This is a genomic window from Spirosoma sp. (genome assembly GCF_048594605.1).
Lineage (GTDB): Bacteria > Bacteroidota > Bacteroidia > Cytophagales > Spirosomataceae > Spirosoma.
On the sequence record NZ_JBMDWV010000173.1, the window covers coordinates 1 to 17,575 of the forward strand.

14 protein-coding genes and 1 tRNA gene are annotated in these 17,575 nt (G+C 48.3%); 11 read left to right on the forward strand and 4 right to left on the reverse strand.

Going from position 1 to position 17,575, the window contains the following annotated elements; all coding sequences use genetic code 11:
- Positions 1-66 precede the first annotated feature (66 nt).
- Together ACOJS8_RS10810 and ACOJS8_RS10815 are read left to right on the forward strand one after the other, a co-directional pair.
- Entirely contained in the window at positions 67-1,518 is a 1,452-nt protein-coding gene (locus ACOJS8_RS10810) for a CCA tRNA nucleotidyltransferase (protein ID WP_420148554.1), read from the forward strand.
- 89 nt (positions 1,519-1,607) lie between these two features.
- The gene (locus ACOJS8_RS10815; RefSeq protein ID WP_420148555.1) at positions 1,608-1,817 is read left to right on the forward strand and encodes a hypothetical protein; all 210 of its coding nucleotides are present in this window, start codon (positions 1,608-1,610) and stop codon (positions 1,815-1,817) included.
- 85 nt (positions 1,818-1,902) lie between these two features.
- Here the strand turns inward: ACOJS8_RS10815 and ACOJS8_RS10820 are convergent, their stop codons facing one another.
- Positions 1,903-2,694 carry a M23 family metallopeptidase gene (locus tag ACOJS8_RS10820; RefSeq protein WP_420148584.1) on the reverse strand — a complete coding sequence of 264 codons (792 nt, stop codon included), beginning with the start codon at positions 2,692-2,694 and terminating at the stop codon, positions 1,903-1,905.
- Positions 2,695-2,974: 280 nt separating this feature from the next.
- Here ACOJS8_RS10820 and ACOJS8_RS10825 point away from each other — a divergent pair, with 280 nt between their 5' ends.
- From ACOJS8_RS10825 to ACOJS8_RS10835, 3 genes are all read left to right on the forward strand, one after another.
- Complete coding sequence (locus ACOJS8_RS10825) at positions 2,975-3,166, forward strand: cold-shock protein (RefSeq protein WP_420148556.1); 192 nt, start codon at positions 2,975-2,977, stop codon at positions 3,164-3,166.
- A 109-nt stretch (positions 3,167-3,275) separates the two neighbouring features.
- The gene (locus ACOJS8_RS10830) at positions 3,276-5,414 is read left to right on the forward strand and encodes a Tex family protein (RefSeq protein WP_420148557.1); all 2,139 of its coding nucleotides are present in this window, start codon (positions 3,276-3,278) and stop codon (positions 5,412-5,414) included.
- 101 nt (positions 5,415-5,515) lie between these two features.
- A complete protein-coding gene (locus ACOJS8_RS10835; protein ID WP_420148558.1) occupies positions 5,516-6,154 on the forward strand; it encodes a C40 family peptidase in 639 nt (212 codons plus the stop codon).
- A 99-nt stretch (positions 6,155-6,253) separates the two neighbouring features.
- Here ACOJS8_RS10835 and ACOJS8_RS10840 read toward each other — a convergent pair whose 3' ends face one another.
- Positions 6,254-6,511 (reverse strand): GIY-YIG nuclease family protein, encoded by a 258-nt coding sequence (locus ACOJS8_RS10840; RefSeq protein ID WP_420148559.1) that lies wholly within the window; start codon positions 6,509-6,511, stop codon positions 6,254-6,256.
- Between the two features lie 168 nt (positions 6,512-6,679).
- On the opposite strand from ACOJS8_RS10840, the gene ACOJS8_RS10845 reads away from it, so the two are divergent.
- Positions 6,680-6,753: transfer RNA gene (locus tag ACOJS8_RS10845), tRNA-Ala, on the forward strand.
- Positions 6,754-6,857: 104 nt separating this feature from the next.
- Here ACOJS8_RS10845 and ACOJS8_RS10850 read toward each other — a convergent pair.
- On the reverse strand, positions 6,858-8,720 hold the full coding sequence (locus ACOJS8_RS10850; RefSeq protein ID WP_420148560.1) for a gliding motility-associated C-terminal domain-containing protein: 1,863 nt from the start codon (positions 8,718-8,720) through the stop codon (positions 6,858-6,860).
- Between the two features lie 155 nt (positions 8,721-8,875).
- Here ACOJS8_RS10850 and pyrR point away from each other — a divergent pair, with 155 nt between their 5' ends.
- The 3 genes from pyrR to fdhD all read left to right on the forward strand — a co-directional run bounded on the left by pyrR (position 8,876) and on the right by fdhD (position 13,205).
- A complete protein-coding gene (gene pyrR / locus ACOJS8_RS10855) occupies positions 8,876-9,415 on the forward strand; it encodes a bifunctional pyr operon transcriptional regulator/uracil phosphoribosyltransferase PyrR (RefSeq protein ID WP_420148561.1) in 540 nt (179 codons plus the stop codon).
- 221 nt (positions 9,416-9,636) lie between these two features.
- Positions 9,637-12,216 (forward strand): DUF5686 family protein, encoded by a 2,580-nt coding sequence (locus tag ACOJS8_RS10860; RefSeq protein ID WP_420148562.1) that lies wholly within the window; start codon positions 9,637-9,639, stop codon positions 12,214-12,216.
- Positions 12,217-12,365: 149 nt separating this feature from the next.
- Positions 12,366-13,205 carry a formate dehydrogenase accessory sulfurtransferase FdhD gene (fdhD, locus tag ACOJS8_RS10865; protein ID WP_420148563.1) on the forward strand — a complete coding sequence of 280 codons (840 nt, stop codon included), beginning with the start codon at positions 12,366-12,368 and terminating at the stop codon, positions 13,203-13,205.
- Between the two features lie 40 nt (positions 13,206-13,245).
- Here fdhD and ACOJS8_RS10870 read toward each other — a convergent pair whose 3' ends face one another.
- The gene (locus tag ACOJS8_RS10870; RefSeq protein ID WP_420148564.1) at positions 13,246-14,115 is read right to left on the reverse strand and encodes a diacylglycerol/lipid kinase family protein; all 870 of its coding nucleotides are present in this window, start codon (positions 14,113-14,115) and stop codon (positions 13,246-13,248) included.
- Between the two features lie 47 nt (positions 14,116-14,162).
- Between ACOJS8_RS10870 and ACOJS8_RS10875 the strand changes: the two genes are divergently transcribed.
- Positions 14,163-15,230: an App1 family protein gene (locus ACOJS8_RS10875; protein WP_420148565.1), complete on the forward strand. Its 1,068-nt coding sequence runs from the start codon at positions 14,163-14,165 to the stop codon at positions 15,228-15,230.
- A 19-nt stretch (positions 15,231-15,249) separates the two neighbouring features.
- Positions 15,250-17,556 (forward strand): FdhF/YdeP family oxidoreductase, encoded by a 2,307-nt coding sequence (locus ACOJS8_RS10880; RefSeq protein ID WP_420148566.1) that lies wholly within the window; start codon positions 15,250-15,252, stop codon positions 17,554-17,556.
- Positions 17,557-17,575 lie beyond the last annotated feature (19 nt).

Here is a 17,575-nt window from a genome sequence, read left to right on the forward strand (position 1 = left end):
CGTTAGTAGCTGGCAAAAACCAATACACTGTGCCAATCACTATCGATTTTCGACTACCAACTACCGATGAATTTCAGTGATACGTTACATAAGAATCCCATTTTTAATACCGTGGCCCAACAAGCCGACGCGCTTGGTTTACGAGCCTACGTGATCGGCGGATTCGTGCGTGATCTGGTGCTGGGACGGCCATCGAAAGATATTGACATTGTATGCATTGGCAGCGGAATTGAATTGGCCGAAGCTGTTGGAAAAGCATTACAGACGAACGTAGCGGTATTTCCAAACTTTGGTACGGCGATGCTCCGGGCCATCCAGGCTGGGCAGGATTGGGAAGTTGAATTTGTTGGGGCGCGGAAAGAGTCGTACCGCAGCGATTCGCGGAAGCCAATTGTAGAAGATGGTACGCTCGAAGACGACCAAAACCGCCGTGACTTTACCATCAACGCAATGGGAATCAGTCTGAATACCGACGGTTTTGGACAATTGCTTGATCCGTTCGACGGCCTGAAAGACCTGAAACGCAAAATCATTCGAACCCCCCTGAGTCCCGACGTAACGTTCTCCGACGATCCACTACGTATGATGCGGGCCATCCGGTTCGCTTCGCAGCTCGGTTTCGATATTGAGCCCGATACGTTCGATGCAATAATGCGAATGAACGAACGTATCACGATTGTTTCCCGAGAACGTATCACGGATGAACTGAACAAAATTGTTCTGTCGCCAACACCTTCGTACGGTTTCAAGCTGTTATATCACGCTAATTTACTGGATCGGATCTTTCCGGAACTAGTGGCTCTACGAGGGGTTGAAACCATTGAAGGGAAAGGCCATAAAGATAATTTTTACCACACGTTGCAGGTGCTCGATAATATTGCCAATCGTTCTGGAAAAGATAACACTGATCCTGAAAATGAACTTTGGCTACGTTGGGCGGCTTTGTTACACGATATTGCCAAGCCCGCTACGAAACGCTTTGATGCGAAAGTAGGCTGGACGTTTCATGGACATGAAGATTTAGGCGCCCGCTGGGTACCGGGGATTTTCCGGACGATGAAGTTGCCCCTCAATGAGCATATGCGTTTTGTGCAAAAGCTCGTTCGGCTGCACCTGCGCCCAATCGCTCTCTCCAAAGAGCAAATTACTGACTCGGCGCTACGTCGGTTGTTGTTTGATGCGGGCGATGACCTGGAAGGCTTAATGGCGCTCTGCCGCGCCGATATTACGTCGAAAAATTACGAACGTGTGCAAAAGCATCTGCGTAACTTTGATAAGGTAGAGCGGAAGCTGCACGATCTGGAAGAACGGGATAAACTACGTAATTTTCAGCCTGTTATTACGGGTGAGCTGATCATGGAAACGTTTGGTCTGCCGCCTTCAAAAGAAGTAGGAGAGCTTAAAACTATTTTGCGGGAAGCGATTCTGGACGGCATTGTTCCCAATTCGCTCGATGTTGCTTATCCGTATTTACTGGAAGAGGGCCGCAAACGTGGTTTAACAGAAAAACAGAAATGAGAATTGGATCATGCCAATAAGGGCTAGAAGCAGAACTGCCGTCCCGACACGATCCATTCCTCACTATACCATTGTACATTAATTCGTTTATGGATAATAACAATACCAATTTCCGGCGCTTCTTTGGCGCATCACTTACCATCATCGGCGTCGTTGTCGTTCTTTTTGCCTTAGTCGCGTTCCTGTCCGATGGCAAATCCGTTTTGGGAATGAGTATAACAAAAGCCGAATCAGCCGCTCCTTTTATTGTGGGTATGATTTTCCTCGTTACAGGAGTGAATCTGGTGCGTGAGTCGTAGACGAGTTATAAAGTTGTAGGGTTATAAAGCTGAATAGTTCTATAGTATACAACTCTTCAACTTTATAACCCTACAACTCTATAGTTCATTTAGAGAGTTTGGCGGTCAGAAGCCACTTATACGTATTGATAGGTAAGGGCAAACCGTTCGGCTGGATTTGTAGATACATTAAATGCAAATGGGTCGGTGAGCGGGCTTTGTACGCATTATAACCGCTACGTCCCATTTCGGCAATTTTCTGCCCGGCCTGAACCCACTGCCCCGGTGTCACGTCGACCTGATTATTGTGAGCGTAGTAAAATAAGCCATGCATAATCGGGTCGTACACCCAAATCCAGTTTCCTCCCCGATATTCAGAGCCGGGCTTCCACGCTGATTCAATGGCCAGCACCAGGCCCGAACTCATCGCCAGTATATCCACGGGTTGCTGGGTCAGATCATCGATGTTGTCCTGATTTTTATCGCGGATGAAAATGTCCTGAGCAGGATGGCTGCCCCGTACGTTATAATCAAACAAATCGAACCCGACGCCCCGGTAGCCTTCGCCGTGCGTACCGCCAATAGCGCTGGTCGTGTAACCACGTATCGGAAAGGAAAAATACTGACCGCTACGTTGAAGACTGTCGCGCTGAAGGGAATCCTGATGATACGTTTCCTGACTGCGAAACCGCGTCTGTAAATCGTTCATGATTCGGCTAAACTGCTGCCGGGCCGAATCGGGCGTTACACTCTGGACACGAATCTGGGTATACAGCGTTTGAAAACGCTGGCAATAGCTGTATAAAGAAGGTTCATCAGCGTTGCTGACAACCACCTGCGACGAAGCCATATTTAGCCCTCCCACCAGTAATGCTCCCACAATGCCCGCTACGCGCATGAACGAAATTAAGTCAATCTTCACTACTCTTCAATTCAGTTAATCGCCAAAAATACGCAAAGTAGCGAGATGCCTGCATGGGTGACCGGAGTCGCTCTGCCAATGGCTATCTACCGGGCCTGAAAAACGCGGATTTTCGGCCTGTAATAACGAATTGCGATACGATGACTGTGCAGTAGTTTACATGTAAATAAAACCCTTGATTTATAGCTGAAAATTGGCTTTATTATTTGGAAAACAATTTTATTGTGTCGTTATTAGCCGAAATTTAAACCAAGCAATGCAAACAGGAACAGTTAAATTCTTTAATGAAACCAAAGGGTATGGTTTTATTAAACCCGATGATGGCACTGAAGACATTTTCGTACATGCTACCGGCCTCATCGATCAAGTCCGTGAAAACGACAAAGTAAAATTCAATGTCGAGCGCGGTAAGAAAGGCTTGAATGCCGTAAATGTCGAAATAGCTTAATTGTAAGATATAGAAGACAACCGTTGTAAAAACATGCCAGAAGGCATGTTTTTTTTTGCCCTGTCAGTTCGTAGCGCCATTTTTGCGGTTCTATTGTTATTTAAATTGCATGATTCAATCGCTTGAACAGCGCGTTGCAGCACAGCTTGGCCTCAACCAGAAATCAGTTGCCGCAACCGTCGAACTACTGAATGGCGGAGCTACTGTTCCGTTTATTGCCCGTTATCGCAAGGAAGCAACCGCATCCAATCGTGGCCCACTGGATGAAGTACAAATTACTCAGATCAGGGACACGTATCAAAAACTGCTCGATCTCGACAAACGCCGGGAGGCTATTCTCAAAGCCATTGATGAGCAGGGAAAACTAAGCCCTGAATTACGCCGGAAAATTGAGGAGGCCGGTTTACTTACCGATCTTGAGGATTTGTATCTTCCTTACAAACAGAAGCGTAAAACTCGCGCTACGTTAGCAATTGAGCGGGGTTTGGAGCCTCTGGCGAACGTATTGATTGCCCAGCGCGAACCGAACGTCGAACGGATCGCCCAACGGTACATATCGGATGCCGTCCCCACGCTCGACGATGCTTTGCAGGGTGCCCGCGATATTCTTGCCGAGCGAGTGAGCGAAGATGTAGACGCCCGTCAGCGCATCCGGAATCTGTTTGAGCGAGAGGGTATTATTCGGTCGGTTGTGAAAAAAGGAAAAGACATCGAAGGCGTAAAGTTTAAAGATTATTTCGATTTTGCCGAGCCACTACGTCGTGTACCTTCACACCGGCTACTGGCATTGCGTCGGGGCGAAACCGAAGGGATTCTGTCAGTCAGTATTGGGCCAGACGAAGAGGCTGCTATTGAACGGCTGGAGCGGCAGTTTGTGGCAGAACGGTCGGGTACTCCGGCTTGTAAAGAGCAGGTTTCCCTGGCTATTCGTGATGGCTATAAACGTTTGCTTAAACCGTCGATCGAAACGGAGTTTGCCAATGCTTCGAAAGAAAAAGCGGATCGGGAAGCCATTCAGATTTTTGCCGATAACCTGCGCCAGCTTCTGTTGAGTCCGCCCCTCGGCCAGCAGCGCGTACTGGCTATTGATCCGGGATACCGTACCGGCTGCAAAACGGTTTGCCTTGATGCGCAGGGAAACTTGCTGACCGACACGGTGTTGTATCTGACTCAGTCGGACAATCAGCGACAACAGGCAGCTCAGGTGGTGCAGAAACTAGTGACTCAATACAAAATTGACGCTATTGCGATCGGCAACGGTACGGCTGGGCGCGAAACTGAGGACTTTATTAATAGCCTAAACCTAAATAAGCCGGTTTTCATGGTCAGTGAGCAGGGGGCATCGGTGTATTCCGCATCGGACGTAGCGCGCGACGAATTCCCGGATCGGGACGTAACCGTACGTGGGGCCGTGAGTATTGGGCGTCGGCTAATGGACCCGCTGGCTGAATTAGTCAAGATTGATCCAAAATCTATTGGGGTGGGGCAGTACCAGCACGATGTTGACCAGACTGATCTCAAAAGTAGTCTGGATACGGTGGTCGAAAGTTGTGTAAACCAGGTGGGTGTGTCTCTTAATACCGCCAGTGCGTATTTGCTACGTTACGTTTCCGGATTGGGGCCGCAACTGGCCGGCAATATTGTAGCCTATCGGGCTGAGCACGGTGCGTTTACCTCCCGCGATCAGCTCAAAAAAGTGCCCCGTCTTGGGCCGAAAGCGTTTGAGCAATGCGCCGGCTTTTTACGTATTGAAGGCGCTAAAAATCCACTGGACAATAGTGCGGTTCATCCGGAACGATACGCTGTTGTAGAGCGAATGGCAACCGACGTAAAGAGTACCGTTGCTGACCTAGTCCGGCGAGCCGACCTGCGTGAGCAAATCCGGCCTGAGCGCTACGTAACAAACGACGTTGGAATCCCCACCTTACGTGATATTTTGGCTGAACTGGCTAAGCCCGGCCGCGATCCACGCGAACAGTTGTCGGTGTTTGAATACGACGCTCGCGTTCGATCGATTGATGATTTGCTGGAAGGAATGATACTGCCGGGCGTAGTTACAAACATCACAGCTTTTGGCGCATTTGTGGACATCGGCGTGAAGCAGGATGGACTGGTGCACGTATCACAAATGGCCAATCACTACGTATCAGACCCGAAAAGTGTAGTGAAAGTGTTCCAGAAAGTAAAAGTTAAGGTGATGGAGGTGGATAAGATACGTAAACGAATTGCGTTATCTATGAAAATTTAATAGGTTGCAACGATAATCAATTCATAATGTTTTCAGATTTTTATGAATTGGCTAAGTTATTCAGCCTATACATTCATTGGCTCTCTAATTCATTTCTGTTTATGCAACATCGCTTACCCTGGGGAACGACCCGCTCCCTACTGCTAAGTGTATCACTGCTATCACTGCTGTCGGCCTGTAGCGCACTACGTTCTTCTGGGCCATCGGTTAGCCGCCGACCTTCCTCATCGCATTCTGTTGCCCGTCGGCCTTCATCGTCGGTTTCCCGGACATCGACGGCAAACAAAACAACAGCATCAAGCGCTGCCAAACCGACCGGTAAAGTCGTGGATAGTCGTACATACGAAAATCGCTACGTACCGGAGGTTGTGAAAATTGCCCGTACATACACGGGTACACCCTACCGTTCTGGCGGGAATACGACCGATGGTATCGATTGTTCGGGCCTGGTGTTTGCTGTTTTCAATACGGTAGGTCTGAAAATGCCTCGTATTTCCTGGCAGCAGTCAGAAGTGGGGCACGAAGTGGAGGTGACGGATATTTTACCCGGCGACCTGATCTTTTTTGTGCCTGACAAAGGCCAGGCTGGATACGTATCGCATACGGGTATTGTGACAGAAGTGAATGGGAATCAGAACATCCGATTTATTCATGCATCATCATCGCGGGGTGTTCGGGAGGATAATTTGTACAGCGATTATTTCAAGGGACGTTTTGTGAAAGCGTTACGTCCATTTTAACTATACCAACGCTTAGTCGATACGGATTGTCAGACAATCAATGACTTGTAAACGAAAAAACCGCTTCGAGAGCGGTTTTTTTATGTTGAATGCTATCTACTATACAGCAGCTTGTTGAGCGGTGGTGATAAACTCTTCCCAGTAGGCACGATCTTTTTTCTTCAGCTTCATTTCCAGACTTAGAGCCTCATTACGGGTAGGGAATTGCTGTGTAAACTTTACTTCCCACGGTTTCCCGTCGGCAGTAGCCGGGTTCGTTTTGGCATTATGTTGCCACAACGTGATTCTCAGGTCTTTTGTCTGGCCGATAAAATAACGATCGGTCGAGGGGCTGTAAATGATATAAACGGTATGCATACGGCGTCGGGTATAGTATCAAAACTACGTAATTGATACCACAAAACAAACTTAACATTAGTAACTGGAACAGTTCTATAGGGAAATTAAAAAAAACAGGTCCGGGTTTGTGGTACGTCGATTTTTTGCCCATCTTTGCACCCACAAAACGCAGAATAGCGTTTTTCTGGGGGATTAGCTCAGTTGGCTAGAGCGCTACAATGGCATTGTAGAGGCCATCGGTTCGAATCCGATATTCTCCACAAAATTGCATAATATCAAGATCAACGCCCGGCATGGAAAACCCATGCCGGGCGTTTTGTATTTAGGCCAATCGCAAGCCGACAAACTGTTTTCGTTGTTCAGATTATTTAATCAATAATGTAATCGACTCCCGATACGTGGTTTGGGTGCCGTCAGGAAATTGACAATCCAGTCGATAAACATAAACACCTGCTGGCGCTGTACGTCCATTGACCTGACCATCCCAAACCGATTCACCACTGAGCAACTCAAACCCAGACCGATTGTATACGACCGCGCCCCATCGGTCGAAAATAGTAAGGCGTAAAACCGTCAGCGAAGGCTGCGCAAAATGAACCACAAATGCATCGTTCTGCTGATCGGCATTGGGAGAGAAAGCTGTCGGCAGATGAATCAAATTCGCGCAGTCGGTTGGAACTGTTACGTCGACCATGGCCATACAACCACTGGAGTCCTTTGCTGTAAGACGGTAAGCTCCCGTTTTTAAGCCTGAAAAATTAGTCGTACGTTGATACGTCTGTCCATCAAGCGAGTACTCAACAACGTTAGCTGAGCTATTCTCTGTAATAAAAATAGCTCCATTCTGTTGCCCACAGCTCTCCGGTGTTACGCTAAAATTGTCGGTTTGAGGGCCTTTGCTGGTTGCCACCCCAACGGGTTGACTAACGGTACAATTGGCACTGTCCCGAGCGGTGATGGTGTAATCACCAGCTTTTAAATTGGTGAACGTTCCCTTCGGTTGAAAAGATTGTTTATCAAGGCTATACGTAACGGGGAAGATACCGCCAGCCGTTGTAATTATTACCTGGCCGTTGGGCTGGCCGCAGGTAGTTGGTGAACCAGTGACGCTCAGAACGGCCATCGGATTGTAGCTGGGTAAAGTCGCCACTCGATTAAACTCACACCCGTTTGCGTCGCGCACTCGAAACGTATACGTTCCGCCCGATAGCTGGCTGAAACGTGAACTGGTTTGGAAAGTCTGCCCATAATCCATCGAATACGTAAGGGGCGCTTTACCACCGGCAGCTATTACGTTCACACTACCATTGGCCGTTTCACATTGGGGGGACGTAGTAGCCAATTGGGTGATTGAGGGTCCATTTTCGGGCGTTAACGTAACAACCTGTTCGGCCTGACAACCGGCTGCGTCTTTAGCTACCACCGTGTAAGAACCAGGTTTAAGGCTAGTAAATAACGGCTTTGTCTGAAACGTACCGCCGTTCAAACTGTATTGCCAATCTGTTGACGCCGGGGCCACAATTTCAATGGCGCTGTCGGTCTGGCTGCAGCCTGTATTGAGCGGTCGGACAGTAAATGTTGGTTCTACAATTTCGACCGTTATCGGTACGACCGGGCTTTCGGTCTGATAAAGCGTTTGTGTGATATAAAACGTTGTTGTTTGGCTGATTTTGGGTGAATACGTATTACCAACAGCCAGCATATTGGTTCGGGAAGCCGAAGCGTACCAGCGAATATTTTTTCCTGTGACCAGCAGATTAATAGGGCCGCCTTTGCAGAATTTGTTGCCAGATTTGAGAATGATCCGATACAATTCAACCTTGCCGCTCCCCACGTCCTTACAGGTAACCCCGTTTGTAATGTTCTCGTATGCACCCGTCAGGCTTTCGTCGGCGGCATTGTAGGTTAGCGTGCCTCGCCAGAAACATACATCCTGAACGGTAGTACTGCCATTTTTATCCATTTCGCTAAACGTGATTTGCGTTGATGTCAGCTGGCCTGACAAATAAGCGAGTCCGCCAAATGGTAGATTCGGATTAGCCGTTTGTGCCGTGCCCCCCAACGTATTTCCGTTCTGTGTTAAGGTCATGGTGTAATTGTAGACGGCCTGTTTTGGGTCAGACGGATACGTAACACCCAGCCAATAACCAGCAAGATTCTGAGACTGGGTTGCTGTTGCCAGTAAGCTCAGAAAAACCGAAAGACTAAGTACAACTCCCTGTCTCATAGACATCAGAATTTTTTCGGCGGCAAGCAACATTAAAAAGAGCGTTCAGACAATACTTCATTTGTATGATTTAGGACGTATCGATGGGTGAGCAGAAAGGCTGTTTTTTTTGTCCGGCTCCTTACACCTTGCTGACTTACAACTATTTTTACTCCATGAACCAACAACGCCTAATTCTGTCCAGCCCGCTGCTCGAGATTGTTATCAGTCGATTGACGCAACAATTAATCGAAAATTACCAGGATTTTACGGATACTGTTATTCTGGGGATGCAGCCGCGGGGAATTTATTTTGCTGAACGCGTCGGCCGCGAGCTTAATCGCATTCTGGGGTACGACGTACCATTGGGGCATTTAGACGCTACGTTCTATCGGGATGATTTTCGTCGACGTGATAGCCCGCTCCGTCCGAACGCAACGAACGTACCGTTTATTATTGAAAATAAGCGCGTCATTCTGATTGACGACGTACTGGCAACTGGCCGGATGGTACGGGCTGCTCTTGACGCGATGACTGCCTTTGGGCGGCCGCGTAAAGTGGAATTGCTTGTGCTGATCGACCGTCGATACAACCGCGATCTACCCATTAAATCCGACTATACGGGTATACGCGTAAATACCCTTGAGTCGCAGCAGGTGCTTGTTGAATGGACGGAGCAAGGCGCTGATGCCGACCGGATATGGTTGGTTGGCTAGTCGTAAAGATGGGTAAAAATAGCTATAAATATTCTGGTGATAATTACTTAAAATATTTTTAAATTTGAAAACTCGTACTTGTAGATAAGCTAACAATTTGTAGGGGTTATTCAACAGTTGATTGTCTTATTGTAGCATTTGAGTCAGTACGTTCATTCCTCGGTGTTTGTATTCGCTTAAATTCGTCAGACCAAAAACAGAAAAACAAAGACTACCAACAATTGAAGACTCAGTTACATCCACACCCTCTTTTGCTATTTTTATGGGTATTGCTTATCGGAACGGCTTCATCAGCTCAGGCTCAAACTGTCTATAAAGTTACAGGCTTAGTAACCGATGCTAATACAGGCGAACCCATCCCCTTTGCGAGCGTGGCGCTGGTTGGGCGTCGGGTCGGTGTCGTTACTGACATGCAGGGGCGCTACACACTCACTGCTAAGTTACTGACAGACTCGCTGGCCGTCAGCTCGCTGGGCTACAAAACGCTTCGCCGGGCTATTGATCCGGAGCGGCCTACACAGGCTGTGGATTTTAAGCTGGAATCTGCCGGAACTGCTTTACAGGAAGTAACCGTTCGGGCTGGCGAAAACCCCGCCTGGCGCGTGCTACGTCAGCTCCGTAAAAATCGGACGATGAACGACCGGAAGCGGCTCAAAGCCTACGAGTACGATAGCTACGTGAAAACCGAAGTCGCGCTCAGTCATGTAACAGACCGGATGCGTAAAAATCCGCTGATCAGGAAGATTAACGAGGCCATGAGCAAGCATGACTCGATTGTCGATAACGAAGGGCACCGCTTGTTGCCTTTGCTGGCTTCAGAATCAGTTTCACGCTATTATTTCCGATCAAGTCCCGAACGAAAACGGGAGGATGTTCGCAAAACACGTATCAAAGGCGTAGCGGTCGATGATGCAGGGTTGAGTTCGCAACTGCTGGGGGGAACAAATCTGGTCAGTCAGAATTTTTACGACAACTACATTCCTATTCTGGGCAAAGATTTTGCTTCGCCCATCGGCGATAACTGGCGTAACTGGTACGAGTTTTTTCTGGCCGATACTACCCAGATTGGCGACCATACCTGTTATGAAATACAGTTTGAGCCCAAGCGTAAAGAAGATCTCGTTTTTACGGGAAAAGCTTGGATCGATACCACTACGTTCGCCCTTTGCCAGATTGAAACCCGAATCGGCGACGGCGCCAACCTGAACTACGTTCGGGGGCTGACGATTGAACAGGAACTGGAAACAACCATTGATTCGGCATCGAGTACGTCAGCCACAGCTGGCTGGCTACCCGTCAGTATTAAACTCACGGCCGATCTGGCCGGTGTTGGGAAGCAGTCGCTTGGCTTGCGGGCGCAGGTGACGCTACGTAACAGCAATATAATCGTTAATCGCCCTCGCCCCGTTTTATTTTACGAGCAGCCCATTGAGCAGAGCGATACGGTAGCTACAGCGAATGAGGCTTTCTGGCACACTGTACAGCGTGATCTGGCGGGCCCCGATTCGTTAAACAAAAGCGATGAGAAAACTCGCCTGATCATTGATAAACTACGGACCGTTCCTGCCGTAAAAATGGCCGAAGCCGTTGGTCAGGTAGCTATTACCGGGTTCTATAAAATTGGTGGAATTGATTTGGGGCCATATCCTTATCTGTTCGCTATCAACAGTGTCGAAGGATTACGAACACGTATCGGTTTCCGCACGAACGAACAGTTTAGTCGCAACTGGGTGCTACGTGGCTACGTAGCGTATGGTACGCTCGATAATAAATTTAAGTATGGTGCCGAAATTGATTATCTGTTCTCGCGTCAGCACTGGACTATAGCGGGCGTTCGGATTTCTAACGATCTGGAACGATTGGGCCTGACCCCCGAGTTAATTGGCGGGAATCGGATTTTTTACGCCTTAAGCCGGTTCGGGCGTTACCGGGGTGCGTATCAGAACTACCAAAAAGAAGCGTTCTTTAAAACCGAGCCCGTTAAAGGTGTATTAATTACGGCAACGTTAGGAAGTCGTACATTTGATCCGCTTTTTCCATTTCACTATCGGGAGCAACCCGCCTGGGGTGAACTATCGCCGTTGAAGTCTGATATTAACGATGCCTATTGGTCGATTGAAGCGCGTCTGGCCCGGAAAGAAAAATACATTATGGATGGTAATGAGCGGATTACGCTCGGTACGAAAAAAGCGCCCATCCTCACGATCCGGTACACACGCGGAGCAAAATCGCTGGGGGGCGATTACAACTATGATCGGATAACCTTACGGGCTCAGCAAACATTTCGGCTCGGACCGCTGGGACGTACTACGTATTTGTTGTCGGCTGGCTACACGCCTTCAACACTACCGGCTCCGCTGTTATTCCCCCACATTGGTAACCCAACGCCGTTGCTGACGACCAATACGTTCAACCGGATGCAGTTCTACGAATTTGTGAGTGATAAGTTTGTCGCTATTCATGTGCAGCATCGGTTTGAAGGGCTTTTATTCAACCGGATTCCGGGTATCCGGAAGTTAAACTGGCGGTTAATTGCCAACGTCGATGCACTCTGGGGAACCCAGTCGAAGCGAAACCAGGCACTTGACTCCTTTAAGCCAATGAAAGATGGATCAAAAACCGTTCATTTTGGCACACTTGACCCGACGATTCCTTACATGGAAGTAGGCTATGGAATTGACAATATCTTCAAGTTAATACGTATTCAGGCTATTCACCGGCTCAATTACCTGAACGACGGTCCGAATGGCATTCCTATCAATTCGTTCGCTCTGAAAGCGTCAGCAACGTTTAGTTTTTAAGTATTGCCGATTAATTTCGCTTACATCCCGAACGATCAAAACTTCGGGATGTTTTGTTTTACAGCGTGCCTGAGATAGCTCGACTGCTGAGCTTAGTCTGTCAGATAACTTTCTGCTTTTACGGCGTGTTGTCTTAAAAATAGACTTGTATGCCACTCGTTGCCCCCGTTACTATTCAGAAGATTTCAGGCGAAAGTTTTGTAGAAACGCCTGATTTATTGGCTGTTGAAGAGCCTCTGGAAATTCGCCTGGGATTTGGGCCTGCCAACGACCGGCAGCAGCGGGCTGTGTCGGTAACTATGCGAACACCCGGCCACGATGAGGAACTGGCAATGGGCTTTCTGTTTACGGAGGGGATTATTCAACAGCGTACTGATATTGTTTCGTGTCGTCACTGCGTGCAGGATTCGCAGAAAGAGGGCAATGTGATTCGTGTGGAACTGCAACCGGACGTAGTGGTCGATTGGGCGCGCCTGGAGCGCAATACGTTTGCGTCATCGAGTTGCGGACTGTGCGGAAAAGCGACGATCGAGGCTGTGATGGCTCTCGCACGAGACCCCATAGCATCGAACTTTTCCATTGAGCCGTCTATCGTCCACGCATTACCAGAACGTATCCGTGATACACAACGCGTATTCGCCTACACGGGTGGTCTACACGCGGCTGCTTTGTTCGATTCGGAAGGAAAACTTCTGCTGATCCGGGAAGACATTGGCCGACACAATGCACTGGACAAACTTATAGGCGCGGCTTTCTGGCAAAACTGGTTACCATTGAATCGATACGGGGTTTTTCTAAGTGGCCGTATCGGCGTAGAGCTAGTTCAGAAAAGCTGGATGGGGGGCATTCCGTTTATTGGCGCCATTGGGGCACCGTCAAGCCTGGCTGTTCAGATGGCGCATGAGGCTGAGATAACGCTGGCAGGATTTGTACGTAACGAACGGTTTAATTTATACAGTCGACCCAATCGGGTGAAGGGGCAGGGGTAGCACCGATTGTTTTAGCCAGCCCCGCCATTCCTGCTCCACGCTACGTAGCAGGCACAAGCATCGTTAGCGCACCCGGTCGAATTTTGGCATTCAGTTTGGTGATTCTGCCTCGGTATTCTCCATCTATCTGAAAATAGGCGCGTCGATGTGTCTCAATAACAACGGAAGTAGCGGGATAAATCTCGATATTTTTCGGATCGAAAGGACGAAAGCGCCAGAAAAGCTTCAGAATTGCCCAGAACGACAACCGGCGAAAAATGACGACTTCAAATTGACCATCTGATAAATCGCCGTCCGGATTAATAATGGCACCCGTGCCATACATTCGGGCATTCGCCAGTACAACCATGAAGGCTGCCCGATGCACACATTCGTCCCCAACGGTGATGGACAAGCGAAGTAATCTGCGTTTTCGCAAAACATTCACGACGCTTCGCAGATAGCCGAACTTACCCCGCAGGTTGTTTCGTTCGTAATGCTTAACGACCTGAGCGTTAAGGCCTATATCGCTTAGATGTAGGCAAACATCTCCATCATTAACGCAGATAACATCTACGGGTTTAGGCGTACCATTGACCAGAATCTCGAGGCTACTCTGAACATCCGTAGGTAAGCCCAGTTCACGTGCCATTCCATTGGCCGACCCGCCAGGCAGTAAACCGAGAGGAGTGGACGTATCCAGAAGCTGCTCGGCTACGAGTTTAAGCGTACCATCACCCCCAACGGCCACTACTCGGTCGGGCTTGTGCTCGGAAAGCTTTTGCCGGATAAGTTCTGTGTCGGTCTTGCCGTTAAGATAGAATTGATGGACAGTATGTGGGGAATCGGCGAAAAAAGTCCGAATGCCATCTTCCCAGGCTGTTTTATCTTGTCCACCCGAAACGGGATTAATAACAAATAAAAAAGTCAACTTCTGCGTGAATTATAAGTTATAAAAGGAACGTATCGACTGAACGTATGGAAGCCGTACAATCCCTATCGCTATATAAACAAAATAAAGGCCTGAAGGATAGATTAAAGCAGCGTTTATTTAAACTCCTGCGGTTATCTGAGCAGCCTGCCATAAAATTATACCGTGGGTTTGGCAACAAGAACCAGCTAATTATTCACGGCAGCGCGTTTCAACGTAGTGCCTTACCTCGTAAAAAATACCGTACCAATGCACTCGTCAATACGTTGGGCCTGCTGCGTTTGTTTCTTGTTCAACCTTGCATTAAGGCAACTGTTCGGGTTTCCGTAAACGGGCAATCGGCTGAGACAACGACGGATAAGAATGGCTATTTTCGAGTGGAAATTTCGCTGAATAATCCGCTTACTGCGGGCTGGCATCCTGTTCGGGCAGAGCTGGTGTCGAACCGAAAACAAGCCAACGGCAAAGTGTTTGAAGGGACGGTTCTGGTGCCAGACACAACACCGTTTGCCTGCATTTCGGACATCGACGATACTTTTTTAGTATCTCATTCAGCTACCATTACTAAACGACTTAAGGTACTGCTTACGAAAAATGCACATACTCGAAAACCGTTTGAAGGCGTAGTGGCACATTACAAGTTGCTGGCTGAAGCAAACAGCGGCCCGGGGGCTACCAATCCATTTTTCTACGTATCGAGCAGCGAATGGAATCTGTACGATTATATTCTGGAGTTTTCCAGAAAGAATGGCCTTCCCGATGGGGTATATCTGCTAAGTCCGCTCAAGCAATTGAACGAAGTGCTGAAGACTGGTCAGAATAAACACATGACCAAGTTTATGCGGATTGTACGAATCCTGGAAACGTATCCGGATCAGCAGTTTATCTTGCTCGGCGATGATACGCAGGAAGACCCAACGATCTATGCCTCAGTAGTTGAGCACTTCCCAAAACAGATACGTTGTGTTTATATTCGACAGGTTCATGGGAAGAATGAGCCCAAAACCCGCGAAATCCTGGGGCGGATTGAAGCTCAGAACGTACCGTGTTGCTATTTTGCACATAGCGCTGATGCACGACAGCATTCTATCGCTATTGGTTTAGTTGCTTCCTGACCAAATTGAATCAATGAATATGAGCCGTAATACGCCCCCTGAAGAACTGACTGGCGAACTCAAGATCGAAAAGCCATATGATGAAGCCGCTGGCCTTCCGGCTATAGTAGCGTCTTTTAAACACGTATTGCATGGAACAGGTACCGGGCGCGGCTGGAAAGCATTGATCAAGCTGAACCAGAAAGATGGCTACGACTGCCCCTCCTGCGCCTGGCCCGACCCCGACGGGCATCGTTCGGCTATTGCTGAGTATTGTGAGAGTGGAGCGAAAGCGGTTGCTGATGAAGTAATGACCAGTCATACGGCCTCGCCCGTTCTGTTTCAGCGCTATTCGGTGGAGGAACTGCTACAGAAAACGGATCTATGGCTGGGCCAGCAGGGGCGACTCACGCAGCCCATGGTACTACGTCCCGGTGGCACCCATTATGAGCCTATTGAGTGGGGCGATGCGTTTCAACTGATTGCGGATGAGCTTCATTCGTTGAACTCTCCAGACGAAGCCATCTTCTATACGTCGGGCCGAACCAGTAACGAAGCAGCTTTTGTATATCAGTTATTCGTTCGAATGTTTGGTACCAACAATATGCCTGATTGCTCAAATATGTGCCACGAATCTACCAGCGTGGCGCTGGCTGACTCGATAGGGCTGGGGAAAGCATCCGTTAAATACGAAGACTACGAAAAAGCGGATGTGATTATGATTATGGGTCAGAATCCGGGCACCAATGCCCCACGTATGCTGACTCCCCTCGAAACGGCCAAACGTAATGGCGCGAAGGTTATAGCCGTAAATCCGTTACGTGAAGCGGGTCTGCTGGCGTTTCGAAATCCGCAAAGTCCGCGGGATATGTTGCTTGGAGCCGAAAAGTTGACAGACATATTCCTGCAGGTACGTATCAACTCCGATCTGGCTTTGCTGAAAGCCATGTGTAAAATACTGCTGGACGAGGAAAAGAAGTCGCCCGGAAACGTATTGGATCAGCAATTTATCCAGCAATACACATCAGGGTATGAAGCGTTTGTTAAGAGTTTGGATCAGTATGACCTGAACGAATTAGCTGCTCAGTGCGGCTTAGCCGTAGCGCAAATTCAGAAAACAGTTGATCTGTTTAAACACACCCCCAGGCTGATTATCTGCTGGGCAATGGGCCTGACTCAGCACAAAAATGCCGTTTATACCATCAATGAAATTATAAACCTGTTATTGCTGAAAGGTAGTATCGGGATCGAAGGCGGAGGAGCCAGCCCTATCCGTGGGCATAGTAATGTACAGGGCGACCGAACAATGGGTATTTGGGAAAAGCCTAAACCTGAGTTCCTGGATGCGCTGAAGAAAGTATTCGGCTTTGAGCCACCCCGTAAAGATGGTTTCGATACAGTCGCATCAGTAAAAGCGATGCATGAAGGTAAGGCAAAAGTATTTTTCGGACTGGGAGGAAATTTCGCTATGGCCGTATCTGATACCAACTATACGGCTGAAGCGCTGAGAACGTGTAAATTAACGGTTCACGTATCGACCAAACTCAACCGCAGCCACCTGATTCACGGCGAAACAGCATTGATATTACCTTGCCTTGGACGCACGGATCGGGATAGGCAAGCCACTGGAGAGCAGTTTGTTAGCTGCGAAAGTACGACGGGCGTAGTAGCTCAGTCGCATGGCGTAGTTGACCCGGTTGTAGACACACTCAAAAGTGAAGTAGCTATCATCTGTGAACTGGCTAAACGCGTACTGCCGAATCAGGAAGTTAGGCGAGGGCAGCTTAATTGGGATGCCCTTGTTGCCAATTACGATCTTATCCGCGATCTTATTGAACAGGTTGTACCGGGTTTTAACAATTATAATCAGATGGTGCGCAAGCCGGGAGGGTTTTATATTCCGAACGGCCCTCGTGTTCGTGAATTTAAAACAAAGGATGGCAAAGCCCACTTTACGATCAATACGCCAACTTATCATGATCTGCAAACAGGCGAATTACTATTAATGACCATCCGTAGCCACGATCAGTTTAATACGACAGTCTACGGATACAACGATCGTTATCGAGGTATTTACAATGAACGACGCGTAGTATTCATGAATCCCGACGACATTGTCAATCTGGGCTTACAGGAAAAGCAGATAGTGGATATACACAGCTTTTACGCTGGTCAACAGCGTACCGCACATCGGTTTGTCGTCGTTACGTACGACATTCCGCGAGGGTGTTGTGCGGCTTATTTCCCCGAAACAAACGTACTGGTACCGATTGATTCGATTGCCGAAAAAAGTCATACTCCGACGTCGAAGTCCATTGTAGTTACCATGACGCCAGTGGCAAAATGATTATAAAAAGTAACGCTGT